Source organism: Bradyrhizobium canariense, assembly GCF_900105125.1.
Classification (GTDB): Bacteria; Pseudomonadota; Alphaproteobacteria; order Rhizobiales; family Xanthobacteraceae; genus Bradyrhizobium; species Bradyrhizobium canariense_A.
In genome coordinates this window covers 3054364-3071917 of record NZ_LT629750.1, presented here as the reverse complement: position 1 = coordinate 3071917, position 17554 = coordinate 3054364, and the positions used below count along the sequence as shown (strand labels likewise).

At 59.1% G+C, this 17554-nt stretch carries 17 protein-coding genes; 10 read left to right on the top strand and 7 right to left on the bottom strand.

The features are described from left to right. Positions 1-106 precede the first annotated feature (106 nt). Positions 107-952 (top strand): S-formylglutathione hydrolase, encoded by an 846-nt coding sequence (gene fghA / locus BLV09_RS14620; RefSeq protein WP_146687827.1) that lies wholly within the window; start codon positions 107-109, stop codon positions 950-952. Positions 953-987: 35 nt separating this feature from the next. Here fghA and BLV09_RS14615 read toward each other — a convergent pair whose 3' ends face one another. Further along, complete coding sequence (locus tag BLV09_RS14615; protein WP_146687826.1) at positions 988-1521, bottom strand: DUF3280 domain-containing protein; 534 nt, start codon at positions 1519-1521, stop codon at positions 988-990. Between the two features lie 111 nt (positions 1522-1632). Between BLV09_RS14615 and BLV09_RS14610 the strand changes: the two genes are divergently transcribed. Then, a complete protein-coding gene (locus BLV09_RS14610) occupies positions 1633-1974 on the top strand; it encodes a hypothetical protein (protein WP_100380395.1) in 342 nt (113 codons plus the stop codon). A gap of 23 nt (positions 1975-1997) precedes the next feature. Here the strand turns inward: BLV09_RS14610 and BLV09_RS14605 are convergent, their stop codons facing one another. Next, positions 1998-2828 carry a hypothetical protein gene (locus BLV09_RS14605; RefSeq protein ID WP_146687825.1) on the bottom strand — a complete coding sequence of 277 codons (831 nt, stop codon included), beginning with the start codon at positions 2826-2828 and terminating at the stop codon, positions 1998-2000. Between the two features lie 298 nt (positions 2829-3126). On the opposite strand from BLV09_RS14605, the gene BLV09_RS14600 reads away from it, so the two are divergent. From BLV09_RS14600 to BLV09_RS14590, 3 genes are read left to right on the top strand one after another with little or no spacing between them, the layout of a single operon-like run. Continuing rightward, complete coding sequence (locus BLV09_RS14600) at positions 3127-4092, top strand: ABC transporter substrate-binding protein (protein ID WP_244549091.1); 966 nt, start codon at positions 3127-3129, stop codon at positions 4090-4092. 6 nt (positions 4093-4098) lie between these two features. Next, a complete protein-coding gene (locus BLV09_RS14595) occupies positions 4099-4836 on the top strand; it encodes an ABC transporter permease (RefSeq protein ID WP_146687824.1) in 738 nt (245 codons plus the stop codon). After that, positions 4796-5557 (top strand): ABC transporter ATP-binding protein, encoded by a 762-nt coding sequence (locus tag BLV09_RS14590; protein WP_146687823.1) that lies wholly within the window; start codon positions 4796-4798, stop codon positions 5555-5557. The genes BLV09_RS14595 and BLV09_RS14590 overlap by 41 nt, the downstream gene beginning before the upstream one ends. A gap of 8 nt (positions 5558-5565) precedes the next feature. Here the strand turns inward: BLV09_RS14590 and BLV09_RS14585 are convergent, their stop codons facing one another. Next, positions 5566-6186 carry a response regulator transcription factor gene (locus BLV09_RS14585; protein ID WP_146687822.1) on the bottom strand — a complete coding sequence of 207 codons (621 nt, stop codon included), beginning with the start codon at positions 6184-6186 and terminating at the stop codon, positions 5566-5568. 196 nt (positions 6187-6382) lie between these two features. Here BLV09_RS14585 and BLV09_RS14580 point away from each other — a divergent pair, with 196 nt between their 5' ends. Then, a complete protein-coding gene (locus BLV09_RS14580; RefSeq protein ID WP_146687821.1) occupies positions 6383-7750 on the top strand; it encodes a histidine kinase in 1368 nt (455 codons plus the stop codon). Between the two features lie 239 nt (positions 7751-7989). Continuing rightward, complete coding sequence (locus BLV09_RS14575) at positions 7990-10407, top strand: TonB-dependent receptor (protein WP_146687820.1); 2418 nt, start codon at positions 7990-7992, stop codon at positions 10405-10407. A gap of 17 nt (positions 10408-10424) precedes the next feature. Here BLV09_RS14575 and BLV09_RS14570 read toward each other — a convergent pair whose 3' ends face one another. Both BLV09_RS14570 and BLV09_RS14565 read right to left on the bottom strand, forming a co-directional pair. Next, positions 10425-11270 (bottom strand): ABC transporter permease, encoded by an 846-nt coding sequence (locus BLV09_RS14570; protein ID WP_100380402.1) that lies wholly within the window; start codon positions 11268-11270, stop codon positions 10425-10427. Then, positions 11267-12043 carry an ABC transporter ATP-binding protein gene (locus tag BLV09_RS14565; protein ID WP_244549090.1) on the bottom strand — a complete coding sequence of 259 codons (777 nt, stop codon included), beginning with the start codon at positions 12041-12043 and terminating at the stop codon, positions 11267-11269. The genes BLV09_RS14570 and BLV09_RS14565 overlap by 4 nt, the downstream gene beginning before the upstream one ends. A 337-nt stretch (positions 12044-12380) precedes the next feature. Between BLV09_RS14565 and BLV09_RS14560 the strand changes: the two genes are divergently transcribed. Both BLV09_RS14560 and BLV09_RS14555 read left to right on the top strand, forming a co-directional pair. After that, positions 12381-12788, top strand: coding sequence for a c-type cytochrome (locus tag BLV09_RS14560; protein ID WP_433994395.1), 408 nt, complete (start codon positions 12381-12383; stop codon positions 12786-12788). A gap of 104 nt (positions 12789-12892) precedes the next feature. Continuing rightward, positions 12893-13243 (top strand): hypothetical protein, encoded by a 351-nt coding sequence (locus BLV09_RS14555; RefSeq protein WP_100380404.1) that lies wholly within the window; start codon positions 12893-12895, stop codon positions 13241-13243. Between the two features lie 24 nt (positions 13244-13267). On the opposite strand, the gene BLV09_RS14550 is transcribed toward BLV09_RS14555, so the two are convergent. Then, positions 13268-14104: a quinoprotein dehydrogenase-associated SoxYZ-like carrier gene (locus BLV09_RS14550; protein WP_146687819.1), complete on the bottom strand. Its 837-nt coding sequence runs from the start codon at positions 14102-14104 to the stop codon at positions 13268-13270. Positions 14105-14195: 91 nt separating this feature from the next. Then, a complete protein-coding gene (locus BLV09_RS14545) occupies positions 14196-15143 on the bottom strand; it encodes a quinoprotein relay system zinc metallohydrolase 2 (RefSeq protein ID WP_244549089.1) in 948 nt (315 codons plus the stop codon). A gap of 510 nt (positions 15144-15653) precedes the next feature. On the opposite strand from BLV09_RS14545, the gene BLV09_RS14540 reads away from it, so the two are divergent. Next, complete coding sequence (locus BLV09_RS14540) at positions 15654-17534, top strand: methanol/ethanol family PQQ-dependent dehydrogenase (RefSeq protein WP_146687817.1); 1881 nt, start codon at positions 15654-15656, stop codon at positions 17532-17534. Positions 17535-17554: the final 20 nt, after the last annotated feature.

The window sequence follows — 17554 nt, the reverse complement described above, 5'->3', positions numbered from 1 at the left end:
GTTAGGCTTCGGCTGGCGGCGACAACCGCCGGCCGAGTTGTGATCCGCGTCTGACCGCTGATAACCTATAACCTTCGCGTCGGTGTGGCGCCGGAGTTGGAAAAGCATGGCCCTTGAAACCGTTTCACTGAACCGATCGCATGACGGCATGCAGGGAGTTTACAGGCATGCCAGTCGCGAGACCAAGACGGCCATGACCTTTTCGGTCTATGTCCCCCCGCATCAGGCTGGGGCGAAGCTGCCGCTGGTTTGGTATCTGTCGGGCCTCACCTGCACGCACGCCAACGTCACGGAGAAGGGCGAATTTCGCCGCGCCTGCGCCGAGCTGGGCCTTGTCTTTGTGGCGCCGGATACCAGTCCGCGCGGCGAAGGTGTGCCGGGTGACCCCGCTGGCGCCTATGATTTCGGGCTTGGCGCCGGTTTTTATGTCGACGCCACGCGGCCGCCATTTGCCCAGAATTACCGCATGTGGAGCTATGTGACGGAAGAGCTTCCCGAATTGATCGCCCAGGAATTTCCCGTCGATCCCAAACGGCAATCGATTCTGGGGCATTCGATGGGCGGCTATGGTGCGCTCACGATCGCGCTGCGTCATCCCGATCGCTATCGCGCCGCGAGCGCGCTTTCGCCCATCGTCGCGCCGTCACAAGTGCCATGGGGGATCAAGGCGTTGGGCGGATATCTCGGTGATGAGCGTGCCGCCTGGCGCAAGCACGACACCGTCGCGCTCATCGAGGATGGTGCGCGGTTTTCCGATTTTCTGGTCGATTACGGTGACGCCGATCAGTTCCTGACCGAACAGCTTCGCCCGGAACTTTTGGAGCAGGCCTGTTCACAGGCGGGCATTCCGCTGATCCTTCGCCGCCAGACCGGCTACGATCACAGCTATTATTTCGTATCGACATTCATGGAAGATCACATGCGCTGGCATGCCGCGCGGCTGGCGCGGTGATCGAACGCAGCGTTCAAGTCCGCTGCTCAGTCGAATTATTTCGGCAGCGCACCATCTCCCGGCGGCCCATCGGCCGGCAACCGGTTCCTGACCAGGAAGCGCACGCCGTGGTCATAGGCTTCCGGGGTGTCGCCGCGGATCTGGCCGCTAAGATGCGCAAGGCTCGCCCCGCTGGAAGCATCAAGGATCCAGATGTCCATGGATGAGATCAGCGATGATACCTTGTGGACCACTGAGACGACGGCGCAAGCCGCGCCGGCTTGGCGCGCGACAGGCAGGAAGCAGTCGCCGCATCGGTATCGCGGCGAAGTTGCCGTCACTTCCGCACTGAGCGGCCCGAGATCGACGGGCGAATAGTGGCCGGTTTTTTCCAGCAGTTCCGACAGGACCCGCGTCGCCATCGCAAGCCTCTTGGTGATGTCGGGTTGCGGAGGTTCGCCGCTGGTGTCGTAGATCTCAAAGGGGAAGACGGCCGTGGCTGGAGCGGCCACAGAGCTGCCGATCCAGCCCAACGTCCCGAGAACAATCGCCAGAATTAGCGTCAGCGCCGCCCTGGGAGGAGGCCTCATCGTTCCTCTCCGATCCCTCACGATTGCAGCTGGCAATCCCGATTGGTAGTAACACAAGCGCTAAATGTCTTGGGCTAAGTGTCTTGGTAAGTGTCTTGGGAGGATCGCAAAATGGCGAGGGTAGTTGTTCTGGCGGCCTTCGTTTTGGCGTTCATCCCCGTGGGCGCTTCCGCAAAGGATACCCGGTTCTGGAATTTGACTGCTAACACAATTACTTCGCTGCAGCTCTCGCCGCCTGGCAAGAATGAGTGGGGCCGCAATCAGACCGACAATGATAACGATCATACCGTGGATCATGACGAGCGGCTGAAGATTACCGACACGGCCGCAGGTGTTTATGACGTCAAGTTTGTCGACAAGATCGGGCGGACTTGCGTGGTTCCAAACATTCAGGTCAAGACCGGCGCGATCTTCTCGATCGACGAGAAAGACCTGAAGGACTGCGCCAAATAATCGCGGTAAGTGCTGACACGGACTTAGAAGTTTACGCCGAACAAAAGACGTGCCTGCTGACGTTCGAAATTAACCAGGTCAAGCGAACCGGCAATGGCAGTTGCGTGACCCGCGACTTGTGCGCTCCAGGCGGCTGTGATCCACGCCCGTTCGGAGAGCTTGAAGTAAATTGTCGGCCCAACGAAAAAGCCTTGTCCAGCAAGGGTATCCGGGCCAAACCCGTCATACTGGCGTAAATAACGGGCTTCGCCGCCGACAAAAATTCCGGAACGGACCTGCGCCATCAGGCCCATCGCAATCCCCGCCGTGGATTCCTGCGACCAGGTTCCAGTCAGTTGCGAGCGCGTGGTATCGGGTTGATAGAGCAGGTTGAACGCCGCAACGAGCCGATCCTGAATGATTTCCCAATCGGCGGCTGCAACGAAGTCCACGCCATATTGGCCGACGCGTTCACCGGTTATGTCGTCAGACCTGTTCCAATGCGGCTCGGCGCCGATTGCAAAACCGAACGGCGCGGAGGCGCGATCAAGTAACCGGTAGCGGACGTCGGCGGACATCCCGCCAAACGCGGTGTAGCGCTGATCGGCGAACCCGCTCACGCCGGAAATGTCGTAGGAATTGACCACCCCGGTAAATTCGGTCCGAAGGTTCGGCAGCGGCACGAATTCCGCCGATATCGTGCCGGAACCCGCATCATAGGTTCCGGTTCGCTTCGAGAAGCGACCGGTTACCGATCCCTCCAGCTCTCTTTCTCCGACATCGCCCACGTCGCTTCCGATGGTGAAGGCGAACAGATGCTCGGTTTCGATCGGTTCTGCTCGGGCGTAGGTCGGAAGGAATGCGAGGGCGAGCAACAGGCAGGATCTGGCCGTTCGGTCCGGTTTCGCCGTCCAAACCAGTACAGCTAATCTGCGCACGAACCCGCGTCGGGTTTTACCGCACTGCATCCAAAATTGGCGCGCTGGCTTCCGTGGCATTAAGGGGTCCGAACGAGCCGTGGCCGGTATGGCGATTATTACGATCCTTGGCCGAGATTGCCACCTTGCACCCTAGATGCGGTGAGTGTCAGCGACAAATTTGCTTGTCCCTTTGGCCGGGTGGACAGTGCAGCTAATTTCTCGCATGAATGGCGAAGTGAGAACGATATACCCGTTGAAAATTCTCGTGACGCTCTGTCTTGTTGCCTGGGTCGCGCCAACGCGGGCCGCCGAGACTCTGCGCATCGGCCTGCAAAGCACTGGCACATTTGCCTGGCAGCTGGATGTGATCCGCCGCCATGACCTTGCCGCCAGCGCCGGGCTTGATCTGAAGATCAGTGAATTCGCGTCGCCGGACGCCGGCAAGCTCGCCCTCAACAGCGGCTCGATCGACATCGCTGTCGTTGATTGGCTTTGGGTCGCGCGTGCGCGTGCCCTCGGCGCCAAATTGCTGTTCTATCCTTATTCCAGCGCGGTCGGCGCCATCATGGTGAAAAACGATTCCGCCATACATGGGATCGCAGACCTCAAGGGCCGCGTTCTCGCTGTCGCAGGCGGTCCGCTCGACAAAAGCTGGCTGATCGTTCAGGCCGCCGCGACCCGCCAAGGTGTCGATCTCAGGCACGAGGCGACCCTGGAGTATGGTGCGCCGCCGTTGATTTCCCAAAAATTGCAGCAGGGCGAAGCCGAAGCCAGCCTCAATTTCTGGAATTTCTGCGCCAGCCTGGATACGCAGGGCTACCGCCGGATCTTCGATGTGCGCGACGCCGAAGCAGCACTTGGACTGAACGAACCGGTCGCGCTGATCGGTTATGTGTTTTCCGAGCAGTTCGTAGCCGACCACAGGAGCGCGATCGACCGATTTATTGCGGCTGCGCAAAAGGCTGACGACATCATGCTGCGATCCGATGAGGAGTGGGATGCGCTACGTCCCCTGATGCATGCCGAGGACGACAGGACGTTCAAGGCCTATCGAGATCGGACGAGGGAGGGGATACCACAGCGGCCAATTGCCGCGGAAGAAGCCGATGCCCGTGCGCTGTTCAAGGTCCTCGCGGTGACCGGTGGCACGGAGCTCGCAGGCCCTTCGAAAGAGCTCGATCCAGGCCTCTATTATCGACCAGCCCTGCGCGGAGATTGAGCGTTGTTGCCGAGAATTCTTTCGCTGGCTGCGATGATTGCGATTTGGGCCGTCGCGGCCGCGCTGGCTCAATCGCGGTTGCTGCCCGGCCCGCTGGCAATCGGCGCCGCAACACTCGCCGAGATCCGCTCGGGCGAATTGCCGTTCCAGATGGCCTGCACACTCGGACGTGTGATCGGTTCGTTCGCGATCGCGATGCTGCTCGGCACGATCGCAGGTTACGTGATGGGGCGTTCGAAGGCCGTCGATCGGTTCGCCGATCCGTGGCTGATCGTGCTCATCAACATGCCGGCACTGGTGATCATCATTTTCGCCTACATCTGGATCGGGCTCAACGAAACCGCGGCAATCCTCGCCGTGGCAATCAATAAACTGCCGAACGTGACCGCCGTCATGCGTGAGGGGGCTCGTGCGCTCGATCCCGAGCTGGATGAAATGGCGGAGGCCTTTCAATTCACATGGTTTTCGAGGATTCGTCACATCGTGATACCGCAACTCGTCCCCTATCTGGCGGCCAGTTCGCGTTCCGGCCTCTCCATCGTCTGGAAGATCGTGCTCGTGGTCGAGTTGCTCGGACGGCCCAACGGGGTCGGTTTCGTTCTTGGCTCGGCATTCTCGCTATTCGACATGGCCAGGATACTGAGCTATGCGATCTGCTTCATTGTGCTTATGCTTGTGATCGAAAGTTTTCTGGTACAACCGCTTGAACGACGCGCAAACCGCTGGAGACGCCGCTCCGCTTGAGCTTCGCATCGATGCGAAGAGCTACCTGTCGGCCGACGGCACGCCAGTCGAGGTCGTTCGTGACCTGGCGCTCCGGCTCGAGGCCGGATCATTTGGTGCGTTGATTGGCCCTTCCGGCTGCGGCAAGACCACGATCCTGAAGATTGCAGCCGGACTCGATGCGGATTTTCGCGGCAAATTGCGTGCGCCGGGATCCGGGCGCCTCGGGATGGTATTTCAGGAGCCTCGCCTGTTGCCTTGGCGCACGGTCGAGCAAAACATCCGCTTAGCGCTTCCTTCCGACCCGGCCGACGTCGATCTCACCGATCTCGTCGAGATACTTGGCCTCGGCGCGCATCTGGCGCGATACCCCGGCGAATTGTCGCTGGGACTTGCGCGCCGCGCGGCGATTGCCCGCGCATTTGCGGTCCGGCCGGATTTTCTGCTGCTCGACGAGCCGTTCGTTTCGCTCGATGAAACTGTCGCCGCCCGGCTGCGCGGCGAACTCATGGCGCTCACGAAGCGAGCGAAGGTGACAACGCTGTTCGTGACCCATGATCTGGAAGAGGCCGTCCATCTGGCGGATCGCCTGTTTTTACTGTCCGATCGCCCGGCACGGATCATTCTCGAGAAAACACTTCCGCCGCCGCGGGGAGGGCGCAGCGCCGATGTCATTGTATCAGTCTGCGAGGAAATGCGCGCGTTGGCGGCGCAGGCTGTGAAAGACGCCAGACAAGGCTAATTCCAGGATCAAACCAGCCGGCTCTCGATTGCGAAGCGCACCAGCTCGGAGGACGAGCGCAGGCCGAGCTTTTGGCGGATGATGGACGATGTGTTGGCAATCGTCTTGTAGGACGAATGCACCAGCCATGCGATCTCGGAAAGACTTTTGCCGGCGCTGAGCAGGCGCAATATCTCGATTTCGCGCGTCGTCAGTTTCGACAGCGGGCTTTGCGCGACAGCGGGTCCAGCGAACGCAATGCTGCGTGCGATTGCCGCCGGCAAATAAACCTTGCCGTCTCCGACTTCCCGAATGGCTTCGACGAGGTCGCATGGGTCCCCGGACTTCGAGACATAGCCCTTGGCGCCGATCTCGATTGCGCGCGCAGCGAATACCGGATCGTCATTCATGCTGAACATGATGATGCGCGCGGAAGCGGTATGCGCGAGAATACGCCGCGCCAGTTCAAATCCCGAGACGGTCGGCAGGTTGATGTCGAGCACACAGACATCCGGCCGTTCGGCGATAAATACGCGCTCGCCGCTCTCCGCGTCGGAGGCCTCCAGTATCGTCATATCGGCATCGCCCGCGAACAAAGCGCGGCAACCGGAAGCCACGATAGGATGATCGTCAACGATCAGAACACGCATCGGCGTTGGTCCAAATCCTTGGGGCAACCTCTATTGCTGCATCGCATCAGACTGAATGACCGCGTCGCGCCCGCTGCGGACCGCGTTGTGCATCTCGGGTGCAATTGCTGTACGGTTCAATTAGATAGCCGGCTTTTTTGCCTGTCAACGCTCCTCTGGACAGGAATCTGCGCGGCGCGGGTCCCGGACGAATGCTATGTGGCAGAAATTATCTTTGCGAGCCCGGCTCAACGTGCTTCTCGCGCTCGTTCTCATGCTCGGTCTCGCCGTCAATATCACGCGGCTGGTGCTGGAGGCCGGGCCTCGGGTTCAGGCCGAAGACCAGAGCGTCATACGATTGGCTCGCGAATTTATCGAAACATTGGTCGTAAGTTTGAATGAAACCCCGGATCCTGATGCGCGGCTAAGTCGGACCATTCAAGACCTCAACCGGCTACGCCACGTCAGTATTACGCGGCAGGGCGATGCGGTAGAGACCAAGCCCTCAATCACCGACGATACCGGCGACGATAGCGGGTCATCTCCGGCGCCGGCGTGGTTCGTCACGCTCGTTCATCCGGAAAAGACCGCCGTGAACGTGCCGATTTCGATTCATGGCAAGCCCGGATCGCTCGTGATCACGTCGCATCCGAACGACGAAATAAACGAGATTTGGGACGGCATCGTCACCCAGCTCCAGGTCGGGTCGGCGATCGCTGTCGCGCTTTTCCTGATGACGATGATGGTGGTGAGCCGGGCACTTGCGCCAATTCAGTCGCTTTCGGAGGCGATGACGAACATCGAAGCCGGCCGCTACGACACGCGCGTGAAACCCGGCGGATCGCCCGAACTGGCGGCGATCTGCGGCAAGCTTAATCATCTTGCGGCAACCTTAGGAGACGCCGTCGAAGAGAAGCGGCGGCTCGCCGAAAGCGCCGTTTCGCTGCAGGATGCCGAGCGCAAGGAGATCGCCCGAGAGCTGCATGATGAATTTGGGCCTTATCTCTTCGCGCTACGAGCCCACGCCAGCTCGCTCATGCGGATTGCGGACGCGCGTGAGATGAACACGGACACCCTGCGAAAGCACGGCAGTGCCCTACTGGAGCAGGTAAATGCCTTGCAGCAGTTCAACCGGCGGGTCCTTGAAAGGCTACGTCCGGTCGGATTGGCGGAGTTTGGCCTGTGTGAGGCCATCGGCGCTCTCGTGCGTCTGTGGCGTGAGTCTCATCCAGGAGTAGTCGTTGAGACGGCAATCTCGCGGTCGCTTGGCGAGACCGGAGAGACAGCCGATCTGACGATCTACCGCATCGTTCAGGAGGCGCTGACGAATGTGTTCCGTCACGCAAGCGCGACCTCGGTCAACGTGACCATCGAACCCGCCGACCAGGTCGCGGGCATCAAACGCGAGTGCGCCTTGGTGCGCGTGCGCGACAATGGCAGCGGGATGAGGTCCGATCACAGGCTCGGCCTCGGCCTGACCGGAATGCGCGAGCGGGTATTGGCATTGGGTGGTGCTCTGACGGTGGCTTCGAGCGACAGTGGGGTAATTGTCGAGGCCATCGTTCCCACCAGCAAGCGCTCTTAAGCGAAGAGAGTAGGGAATACGCGCATGTATATTACGCACATGTATATAATGACTCGTGTCCAGATCGACGTTGGCCCAAACCATTGCGATGCGCCAATTCGGGAATTATTCCCGAATATATCGGGAATAAATAGCCGCCATTTTCGGACGTTTTGAAGCTAGCGTGTCTCCATCGGCACATTAATAATGTGTAATGCGCAACCGGCGGAAAAACAGCCGGGGCGGAACAGGAGGGGGCGATGCTTTGGCGATATCCGCTTGTTGTATCGATATCGATGTGCCTGTTTCCCAAGATTGAAGCGGCATACGCGCAAAGCACAACCAGCGATCCACAAGTATTGCCGCCCGTCGTGATAACTGGAACGAAGCCCAGCACCAAACCCGGACGCGAGCGCACTGCGACGCCGAGGGTTCGGTCCAAACCGACTGTCGCGGTATATCCGACCACGCCCATAGCCGGCTCCGGCATCGAATCCGACAAGGTAGCGGCGAGCGTCTACACCATCGACGCCAATCAGCTCTCGCAAACGGAATCGCTGAACATCAGCGATTCCCTCGTGAAATATGTGCCGGGCATTACTGTCAATGAAGTTAACGGCAACCCGTTCACGCCCGATATCCAGTTTCGTGGCTTCACTGCATCGCCCGTTTCGGGCACGCCGCAAGGACTTGCCGTTTACCAGAACGGCGTGCGCATCAACGAGGCATTCGGCGACACCGTCAACTGGGATCTGATTCCGACAGCCGCAATCAAGTCTGTCGATATCGTGACCAACAATCCTGCATTCGGTCTGAACGCGCTGGGCGGGGCAGTCGTTGTGCAGATGAAGGATGGCTTCAACTACCATGGGGCCGAAATCGACACGATGGGAGGCTCGTTCGGGCGCATCCAAAGCTCGGCACAATGGGGCAAACAGATCGATAATTTTGCCGTCTACGGCGCGCTCGAAGGATTGCACGAGGACGGATTTCGAAATTTCCAGACCTCCAACGTTCGGCGCTTCTATGGCGACGTCGGCGCCAAAAACGATGACGCTGAATTTCATATCAATATGGGCGTCGCCGACAATGATTTCGGCGCAGCCGCAACGACACCAGTCGAGCTGCTCCAGCAATTTTGGGGCGCCACCTACACCACGCCGCAAACTTCGACCAATAAAGTTGGTTACGTCAATTTGACCGGGAAGGTCGAGGTCTCACCAACCTGGACGGTCGAAGGCATCGGGCATGTCAGGGTCTTCAACCAGAATACCCAGGACGGCAATCCGACCGGAACCCAGCCTTGTGACGCCGATGCGACACTGCTTTGCTTCGGCGACGGCAGCACGCCGGCCAACGGCTTGAACGGAGCTCAGCTTTCCAATCCGTTCGACCCCAGCGCCACGCTTGGGGAGAACGACCGTACTTCGACGCAGACGACGACGACAGGCTTCTCGCTGCAGGCGACCAATACCGACCAATTGTTCGGGCACAACAATCACTTCGTGGTCGGAACCAGCTTCGACTATAGCGTCACCCACTTCACGGCCAGCGCGGAACTGGGCACGATCGGCCCTGACTATGTCGTCAGCGGCTCTGGAATCTTCCTTGGTCAGTCCGGCAATCCGGTTTCCGATGGCCCGGTCGACCTTCGCACCACCAATCAGTACACCGGCCTGTACGCGCTCGATACCTTCGACGTCACCAACAGGTTCTCGATCACAGGCGGCGGCCGCTTCAATGTCGCCAACATCAACTTGCAGGACCAGCTTGGCACCGCGCTGAATGGCAGCGACAATTACACCCGTTTCAATCCCGTCATCGGCGGCACCTACAAGATCACGTCGGGCTTGACGGCCTATGCCGGCTATTCCGAAGCAAATCGGGCGCCGACCCCGCTGGAGCTGGGATGCGCCGATCCAGCGCATCCCTGCATCATCGCTTCATTCCTGGTCTCCGATCCGCCCCTGAAACAGGTTGTGTCCCATACCGTGGAAGCAGGATTGCGCGACACGGAGAATCTCAGTCTCGGCACGCTGAGCTGGAAATTCGGGGCGTTTCGCACGGAGAATTCGGACGACATTCTCAACATTCCCAGTCCAGTTCTGCAGGGGTTCGGCTATTTCCAGAATGTCGGTTCGACCCGTCGCCAGGGCTTCGAGGCCGAAGCCACGCTCAAATCAGACAAGCTGCTGGTCAGCGCCAGTTATACGTTTTTGGACGCACGCTTCCTCAACGCGCTGCAGGTGGGTTCCAACAGCCCGTTTGCCGATGACAATGGCAATATCCAGATTATGCCGGGCAACCAAATCCCGGCAGTTCCCCGAAACGTGCTCAAGGCCAGGGTGGACTATTCAGTGACCGACGCGTTCAAGGTTGGAGGCGATGCGCTTTTCGTCGGCAGTCAATATTTTGTCGGCGACGGATCCAATCAGTTCATGAAGCTGCCGTCTTACGCCGTTTTCAACCTGCATGCGTCCTATCAGATCAACAAGACGTTTCAGATTTACGCGCGCGCCGACAATATTTTCAATAATCAATATGCGAGCTATGGAACGTTCTTCGAGACCGACGCAGTGCCTAACTTCACCAATGGCGGCGCGCCGTTTACGGACCCGCGTTCGCTTAGCCCGGCGCGGCCGCGCGCTTTGTATGCGGGCCTGAAGGCGACATTCTGAAGTTTTGAGCTCCCGTCTCAGCCCGCCGGCGTGTTGCGGCGGGCGAGGAAGCCGCGGGCCGGATCGTAGGCCAATATCGCGCCAAACAGAAACGCGATGGTGCAACCGACAACGACAGCCAGCGAAACCCAAGCGACCTGTTCATAAAGCGCAAAGCGAATGAGCTCGGTCGCATGCGTGAAAGGATTGAGCTCGCATACGTAATATAGCAGCGGGCTCGATTCCTTGACCCGCCACAACGGGTAGAGCGCCGAGGAAGCAAAGAACATCGGAAAGATGACGAAGTTCATGACGCCGGCAAAATTCTCAAGCTGCTTGATCAGCGATGAAATCAGCATTCCCAACGCGCCCAGCATGAAACCGCTCAGCAGCAACGCCGGCAGCAGCGCCAGATAACCCAGGGGAGGCGGCTCGATTTCCCAGAACCAGGCGATCAGCAGGAAAGCATAGGCCTGCAGCACGGAGACCAGCGTGCCTGCCAAAAGCTTTGATGTCAGCAGCCACCAGCGCGGGAACGGGCTGACCAGAAGCGTGCGCATTCCGCCGGTTTCCCGGTCATACACCATCGTCAGCGACGATTGCATGCCGTTGAAGAGCTGTATCATCGCAATCAATCCCGGCGCGATATAGACTTCGTAAAGGACATACGTCTCATAGGGCGGGATGATCGAGACGCCGAGCACCTGTCGAAATCCGGCGGCAAAAATGAAAAGCCAGACCAGCGGGCGCACAAGCGCAGAAACGAAGCGTTCACGCTGATGGATAAAGCGCAGGGCTTCACGCCAGACGATGCCCCTGAGACAGATGAAGTACTGCGCCAGCGTGAAGTTGTGTTTGTCTGTCACGTCGACGGTCGTGGTCATCTGGCTGCTTCCAGTTCGCCCTGATCGGCAACCCCTGTCAGCCGATTGAATGCTTCTCGCAAATCGGCCCCTCCGGATTGTCCGACAACATCGCTGATTGCACCACGCGCAAGCACGCTGCCTTTGTGGAGCACCACTACGTCGTCGCCTGAACGGGCTTCGTCGATGAGATGTGTCGCCCAGAGCACGCCAATTCCCTCCGTCACGGACAACTGGCGAACGTGATCGAGAATGTCGGCGCGCGCCTTGATGTCGAGGCCGACCGTCGGCTCGTCCAGCAAAAGCAGGCGGGGTTGGTGGAGCAGGGCGCGGGCAATCTCGATCCGGCGCATCTGCCCGATGGAAAGATTCCCGACGCGGTCCCGGCTCCGATCGGTCATTGCCACGCGGTCCAGGACTTGTGCGATGCGTTCGTTGGCGCGCTTGCTGGCGATGCCGTGCAGTGCAGCGTGGTACATCAGGTTCTGCCGAACCGAAATATCGATATCGAGCGCGCGCGACTGAAAAACCACGCCGAGCTTGCTCAAGGCCGCGCCCGGCTCGTTCGCAACATCGTGGCCAAAAATGCGAATTTGGCCTGATCGGATCGCATAGAGGCGCGTGATCAACGAAAATAGCGTCGACTTTCCGGCGCCATTCAACCCCAATAGAACCGTAAAGGACGACTGCCGGACGGCAAAGCTTACATCATTCAACGCGACCCGTGCACCATAGCGATGGCTGACGCGGTCGATTTCAAGCGCAGGAGTTTGAGCAAGTTCGAATGGCTTCATGACCATTCCCAAAATCCCGGCATCCATCGACGGGACCGACAGGCAAATAGTGCAGAACCCTGTGAGTCGCGCCATCGGCTGCGGTTGCAATGCGTCATGCCGGTCATTTTAGACGCGCAGACTCCGGGGTTTCGATATTGGCCGTTTAACCTACCGCATTTTTTGCAGCAAGGTCCACGACAATACGCATCACGCTGCACGCTACGACGAAATGCTAGCTTCACCGCCGAAAGTACTGCCCGCGTGCGAGCTTGACCTCGATTGTTGATCCTGACAAATTATTCGAATGATGTTGCGTAACTTCGTCATTCCATTGAACACAATAACGGATGGGCCGGTGACAAATCCTCGGGTTTACGTTTTAGCTGCCTTTGCATTGTTGGGCCTGGCCTGGTCGGGTTCGATCGGTGCTGCAAGCGCTCAGGACGCCGCGCTTGGCGAGAAGGTTTTTCTCAAGTGCAGAGCTTGTCATCAGATAGGCGAGGGCGCGAAGAACGCGGTCGGGCCAGTGTTGAACGGCGTTGTGGGCCGCAAAGCCGGTACCTATCCGGATTACTCTTACAGCGACGCCAACAAGAATTCTGGCATCACCTGGGATGAGGCGACGCTGAAGGAATATCTCAAGAATCCCCGCGCCAAGGTTCCCGGAACCAAGATGATTTTCCCCGGTTTGACGAAGGATGACGACATCGACAATGTCATCGCCTATCTCAAGCAGTTTGGGGCCGACGGCAAGAAATCCTGAACGGCAGCGCGGCTAACCGACGGGCACGGGCCAAGGCTCCAGCAAGTCCAGCCTTCGCTCCCAACGTTGGGCAGAGGTAGTGAAAGGCGCTAACGATGGTTCGTATGCGCATCTTGTTCCGGTCGGGTGCTTTTTTGGTGAGCTTGATCGTCATGGTCTCCCATGCGCGGGCTGAGGACCTCAACGATTATCCAACGTCGGCGCGTGCGGATTATGTCTTCGGGTGCATGAAAGCCAACGGGGAGACCCAGGAAATTCTGCAAAAATGTTCCTGCTCGATTGACGTGATCGCGTCGATCATTCCTTACGACCATTACGTGACCGCCGAGACAATTCTGTCGATGTCCCAGGTGACGGGGCCGGTCGGTTCTGAGTTTCGATCGACCGAGCCTGCCAGGCTTGCAATACAGGATTTCAGGCGGGCCCAGGCGGAAGCCGAGATTCGCTGCTTCTGAGCGAATTCCCTTAAGGCCGGGCCGCTACAGCATCGATTTCTCGATCGTCCATTCGTCCCTGAAGATGTGCTTGCTGGTGTCGACAGCTTCGGTTCGAAAATTGGAGGCGCCGTTGGGCTTGTAGTTAAAGCGGATGTTCGGATCTTCGGCAATTGCGATCCCGCCGTCCATCGCCACGATGAGATCGTCACCCTGCCAGATCTTGAGGTTGTCGATAAAGAACGGCGGCACGTAAAGCCGCGTCAGCTGGTCCATCTGCAGGCCGGAATTCTGCGGGTGACGCACCATGAGCTGGGCTTCCGGTGGCGCGCCGGGCTCTGAGCGGAACGTACGGAATTTCATCTGACCCAGTACCGCATTGGCAGCGTCGGCATTCGAGGCCGCCGGCGCGGAGCAACCTCCGGACGCCTTCACATAGGCCTTGACGCCGTAGAGCTTGCCGTCGCTGAGTTCGGCAACGACGCGAACATAGGAATAGCTGTTGACCCTGATGCGCGTGGAAATCGAGGTCACGCCGGCACGAGGGCCGATCGTAAACGTTCCAGCGACAGGTGCGGGATTTTCGTCGATCACGAGCGTCAGCGATTGCAGCGTGCGCTTGTCGTCATCGGCGAACTTAACCCGCATGCCGATCGGCACCAGGGCGGCATCTTCGGCGCGTCGCGGCGCATCGAGTATGACAAGGCCCGAGCCATCGAGAATGGGGCGGTTTTTAAAGAGATCGCCCTTGATGCTGTTCCAGGTGTCTTCCGAAGGCTGCTCTGTGCCGGCCGATGCGGTTTGAGCGCGCGCAGCCTGAGGCCCCGCAAAGCAGAACGCCGCAATAAGGGCAGGGACGATCACTCTGGAAAAAATCGACATGGTCGAAGTCCGTTTCCATAATGAGGCGGTGACAAATCTATCTGAAATCGGAGCAAGCGGCAAGGCGCCATGGCTAAGCGAGGGTGAACCGTCACTCCCATTCGAGCTCGCCGAACGCTGCGATAACGTTGCGCGAACCGTATTCATCGAACAGCTTCCACCGCGACCGTTCGCCTCGTCCGGCTTCCCTTGCCGCGTTGGTGAGGGGTACTCCCTGGGCAATCAGGCCGCGGATCTCCTTGGCGAGGTTATCGAGGTAGCGCTGTTCGTCTTGAACGGCACCATGCCAATCGGCAACGATCGGGCCATGTCCGGGAACAACGCGCGCGGCGGAAGCGTGCTGAAGCTCGACGAGATCGGCGAGAAAGCCCCTGATGCTGCCGTCGATGACGGGCACATGCTCGACGAACAGGAGATCGCCCGCAAACAGCGTGGAACTTTTGTTGTCGAAGACGGTCAGGTCGTTGTCGGTATGCCCGGCCGGCCAGGCTTTCAGAGTCAGCACACGCTGACCGAGATCGATCTGCATTTCCCCGTCGACGAGCAATGTCGGTGGCACGATCTTTACCTCGTCAATGAGGGCATCGCCGAGTACGGCACGAAACGACTTGAGATAATAATCGCCCCGAGCGATCAGCGCGCGCGGCAGATTCTTGTGTCCGGCAAAAATGACGCCGCCTTGCACGAACGCCGCGTTCCCAAAGATGTGATCGGGGTGGACATGCGTGTTGATGACATAGCGCACCGGTTTCGGCGTTACGCCGTGGATCGCTGCGAGCAGGCGCGCGCCTTCGCGCGTGCTGCCGCCGGTGTCGACGACTGCGACCGCATCGTCGCCAACGATGAAGCCGGCATTGGCGGCGTCGCCTTGATTGGCCTGGCTCATCATGTCGATGTTGCCGATGTGAACGTAGACGCCGGGCGCGATTTCGGAGATTGGCAGCGGCGTGAGCGGATTTTGCTGCTGTGCACTGCAACCACCCGCAATCAGGATCAAAAGCGAAATGATCCCAAGTACATCGCGGACAAAATGCGGCACCGATTTCACCGTCCCGGTGGAATGCGCAATTCGACTAATCAGGCAAGGCAGGGAAGTCCGGTGAGCGGCTGGTTTGTCGCGCATCTCAGCTTCGATTCTTATGTTAGCACTGTTGCCATATGGAGCTAAGTCGTTGGTCGTGACGTGACTTTGCCGACCCCCGTGGTCGCGAGTTCCAAGGTTCCCGGCTACGTTGCACTGCAAAGAAAGCGCAGCGACGAGCCGTCGATCTCTCCCAAATCATAACTTGCTTATGTCATGGGAGTTACCTAAACTTTTTTTGCTTCTGCCTTCACAAGCAACTGCGAATAGGGAGCGGGTTGCTGAAGGCATAAGTGGGCACTGTTCGCTGCATCTTAATTAAAACCCGCGTTGTGACTCGTTTCACAGGCTGTGACACGGTGCCGAAATAATTCATCCAGAGAGGGCGAATGATGTCCCGCGGAGAATCTTTGCGGATCCAAGGAGCGTCAGCGACCCTCTAGGCAAAAAACCCCAGGGAGGAAGCGAATGAAAAAGATCTTAGTCGCTACGACGTCGATCTTCGGCCTTATGGCTTTGCAGGGATCGGCGTCGCGCGCCGACGAGGCGCTGGACAAGCTGGCCAAGGATCCCAAACAATGGGTTATGCAGCAGGGCGATGACGCCAACACCCGATTTTCCAAGCTCAATCAGATCAACGCCTCCAACGTCAAGAAGCTGCAGGTAGCCTGGACCTTCTCAACCGGCGTGCTGCGCGGTCACGAAGGCGGGCCGCTGGTGATTGGCGACGTGATGTATGTGCACACGCCGTTTCCGAACACGGTCTATGCGCTCGATCTGAATCACGATGGCAAGATCATCTGGAAATACGAGCCCAGACAAGATCCCAATGTGATTCCGATCATGTGTTGCGACACCGTCAACCGCGGCGTCGCCTATGCCGACGGCAAGATCTTCCTGCATCAGGCCGATACGACGCTGGTCGCGCTCGACGCCAAGACGGGAGAAAAAGTCTGGTCGGTGATGGACGGCGAAGCCGGCAAGGGCCAATCCGGCACCGACGCGCCGTTCGTCTACAAGGACAAGGTTCTGATCGGCGTTTCCGGTGGCGAATTTGGCGTTCGCGGCTGGGTCAGCGCCTACAACATCAAGGACGGCAAGCTGGCCTGGCGCGGCTTCTCGGAAGGGCCGGATTCCGACACCCTGATCGATCCCGCCAAGACGACCTCGCTCGGCAAACCGGTCGGGCCTGATTCATCGATCTCCACCTGGGAGGGCGATCAATGGAAGATCGGCGGCGGCGCCACCTGGGGCTGGTATTCCTACGACCCCGAACTGAACCTCGTCTATTACGGTTCAGGCAATCCCTCGACCTGGAACCCGGTGCAACGTCCCGGTGACAACCGCTGGTCGATGTCGATCTGGGCGCGCGACCTCGACACCGGCAAGGTCAAATGGATCTACCAGATGACCCCGCACGACGAATGGGACTTCGACGGCGTCAACGAAATGATCCTCTCCGATCAGAACATTGACGGCAAAGCACGCAAACTGCTGACGCACTTTGACCGTAACGGCTTTGGCTACACGCTGGATCGGGCGACCGGCGAATTGCTGGTTGCGGAAAAGTTCGATCCTGTCGTGAACTGGGCCACCAAGGTCGACATGGACAAGTCGTCCAAGACCTATGGCCGTCCGCTGGTGGTCGACGCCTATTCGACCCAGCACGGCGGCGAAGACCACAACTCGAAGGGCATCTGCCCGGCAGCACTTGGCACCAAGGACGAACAGCCCGCGGCCTATAGCCCGGAGACGCAGCTGTTCTACGTCCCGACCAACCATGTCTGCATGGACTACGAGCCCTACAAGGTGTCCTACACCGCCGGTCAGGCCTATGTCGGTGCCGCCGTGGCGATGTATCCGCCCAAGGGCGATACCAACATGGGCAATTTCATCGCCTGGGACGGCAAGACCGGCAAGATCGTGTGGTCCAACAAGGAGCAGTTCTCCGCCTGGGGCGGCGCATTGGCAACGGCCGGCAACGTGGTGTTCTACGGCACGCTGGAAGGCTATCTGAAGGCGGTCGATGCCAAGACGGGCAAGGAACTCTACAAGTTCAAGACCCCGTCGGGCATCATCGGCAACGTCATGACCTATGAACACGGTGGCAAGCAATACGTCGGCGTTCTCTCCGGCGTCGGCGGTTGGGCGGGTATCGGTCTTGCGGCCGGTCTGCTGCAGCCTGAAAACGCCGCCGCCTGGCATGGCGCCGTCGACCAGGGCAAGTTGCCGACCAAGGACAAGACCGTCGACACCGCGGGCCTTGGCGCCGTCGGTGGCTATGCCGGCCTGGCGTCCTACACCTCGCTGGGCGGAACGTTGACGGTGTTCGCGTTGCCGACCGAATAACGGGCGGCACCAGGCGGAGC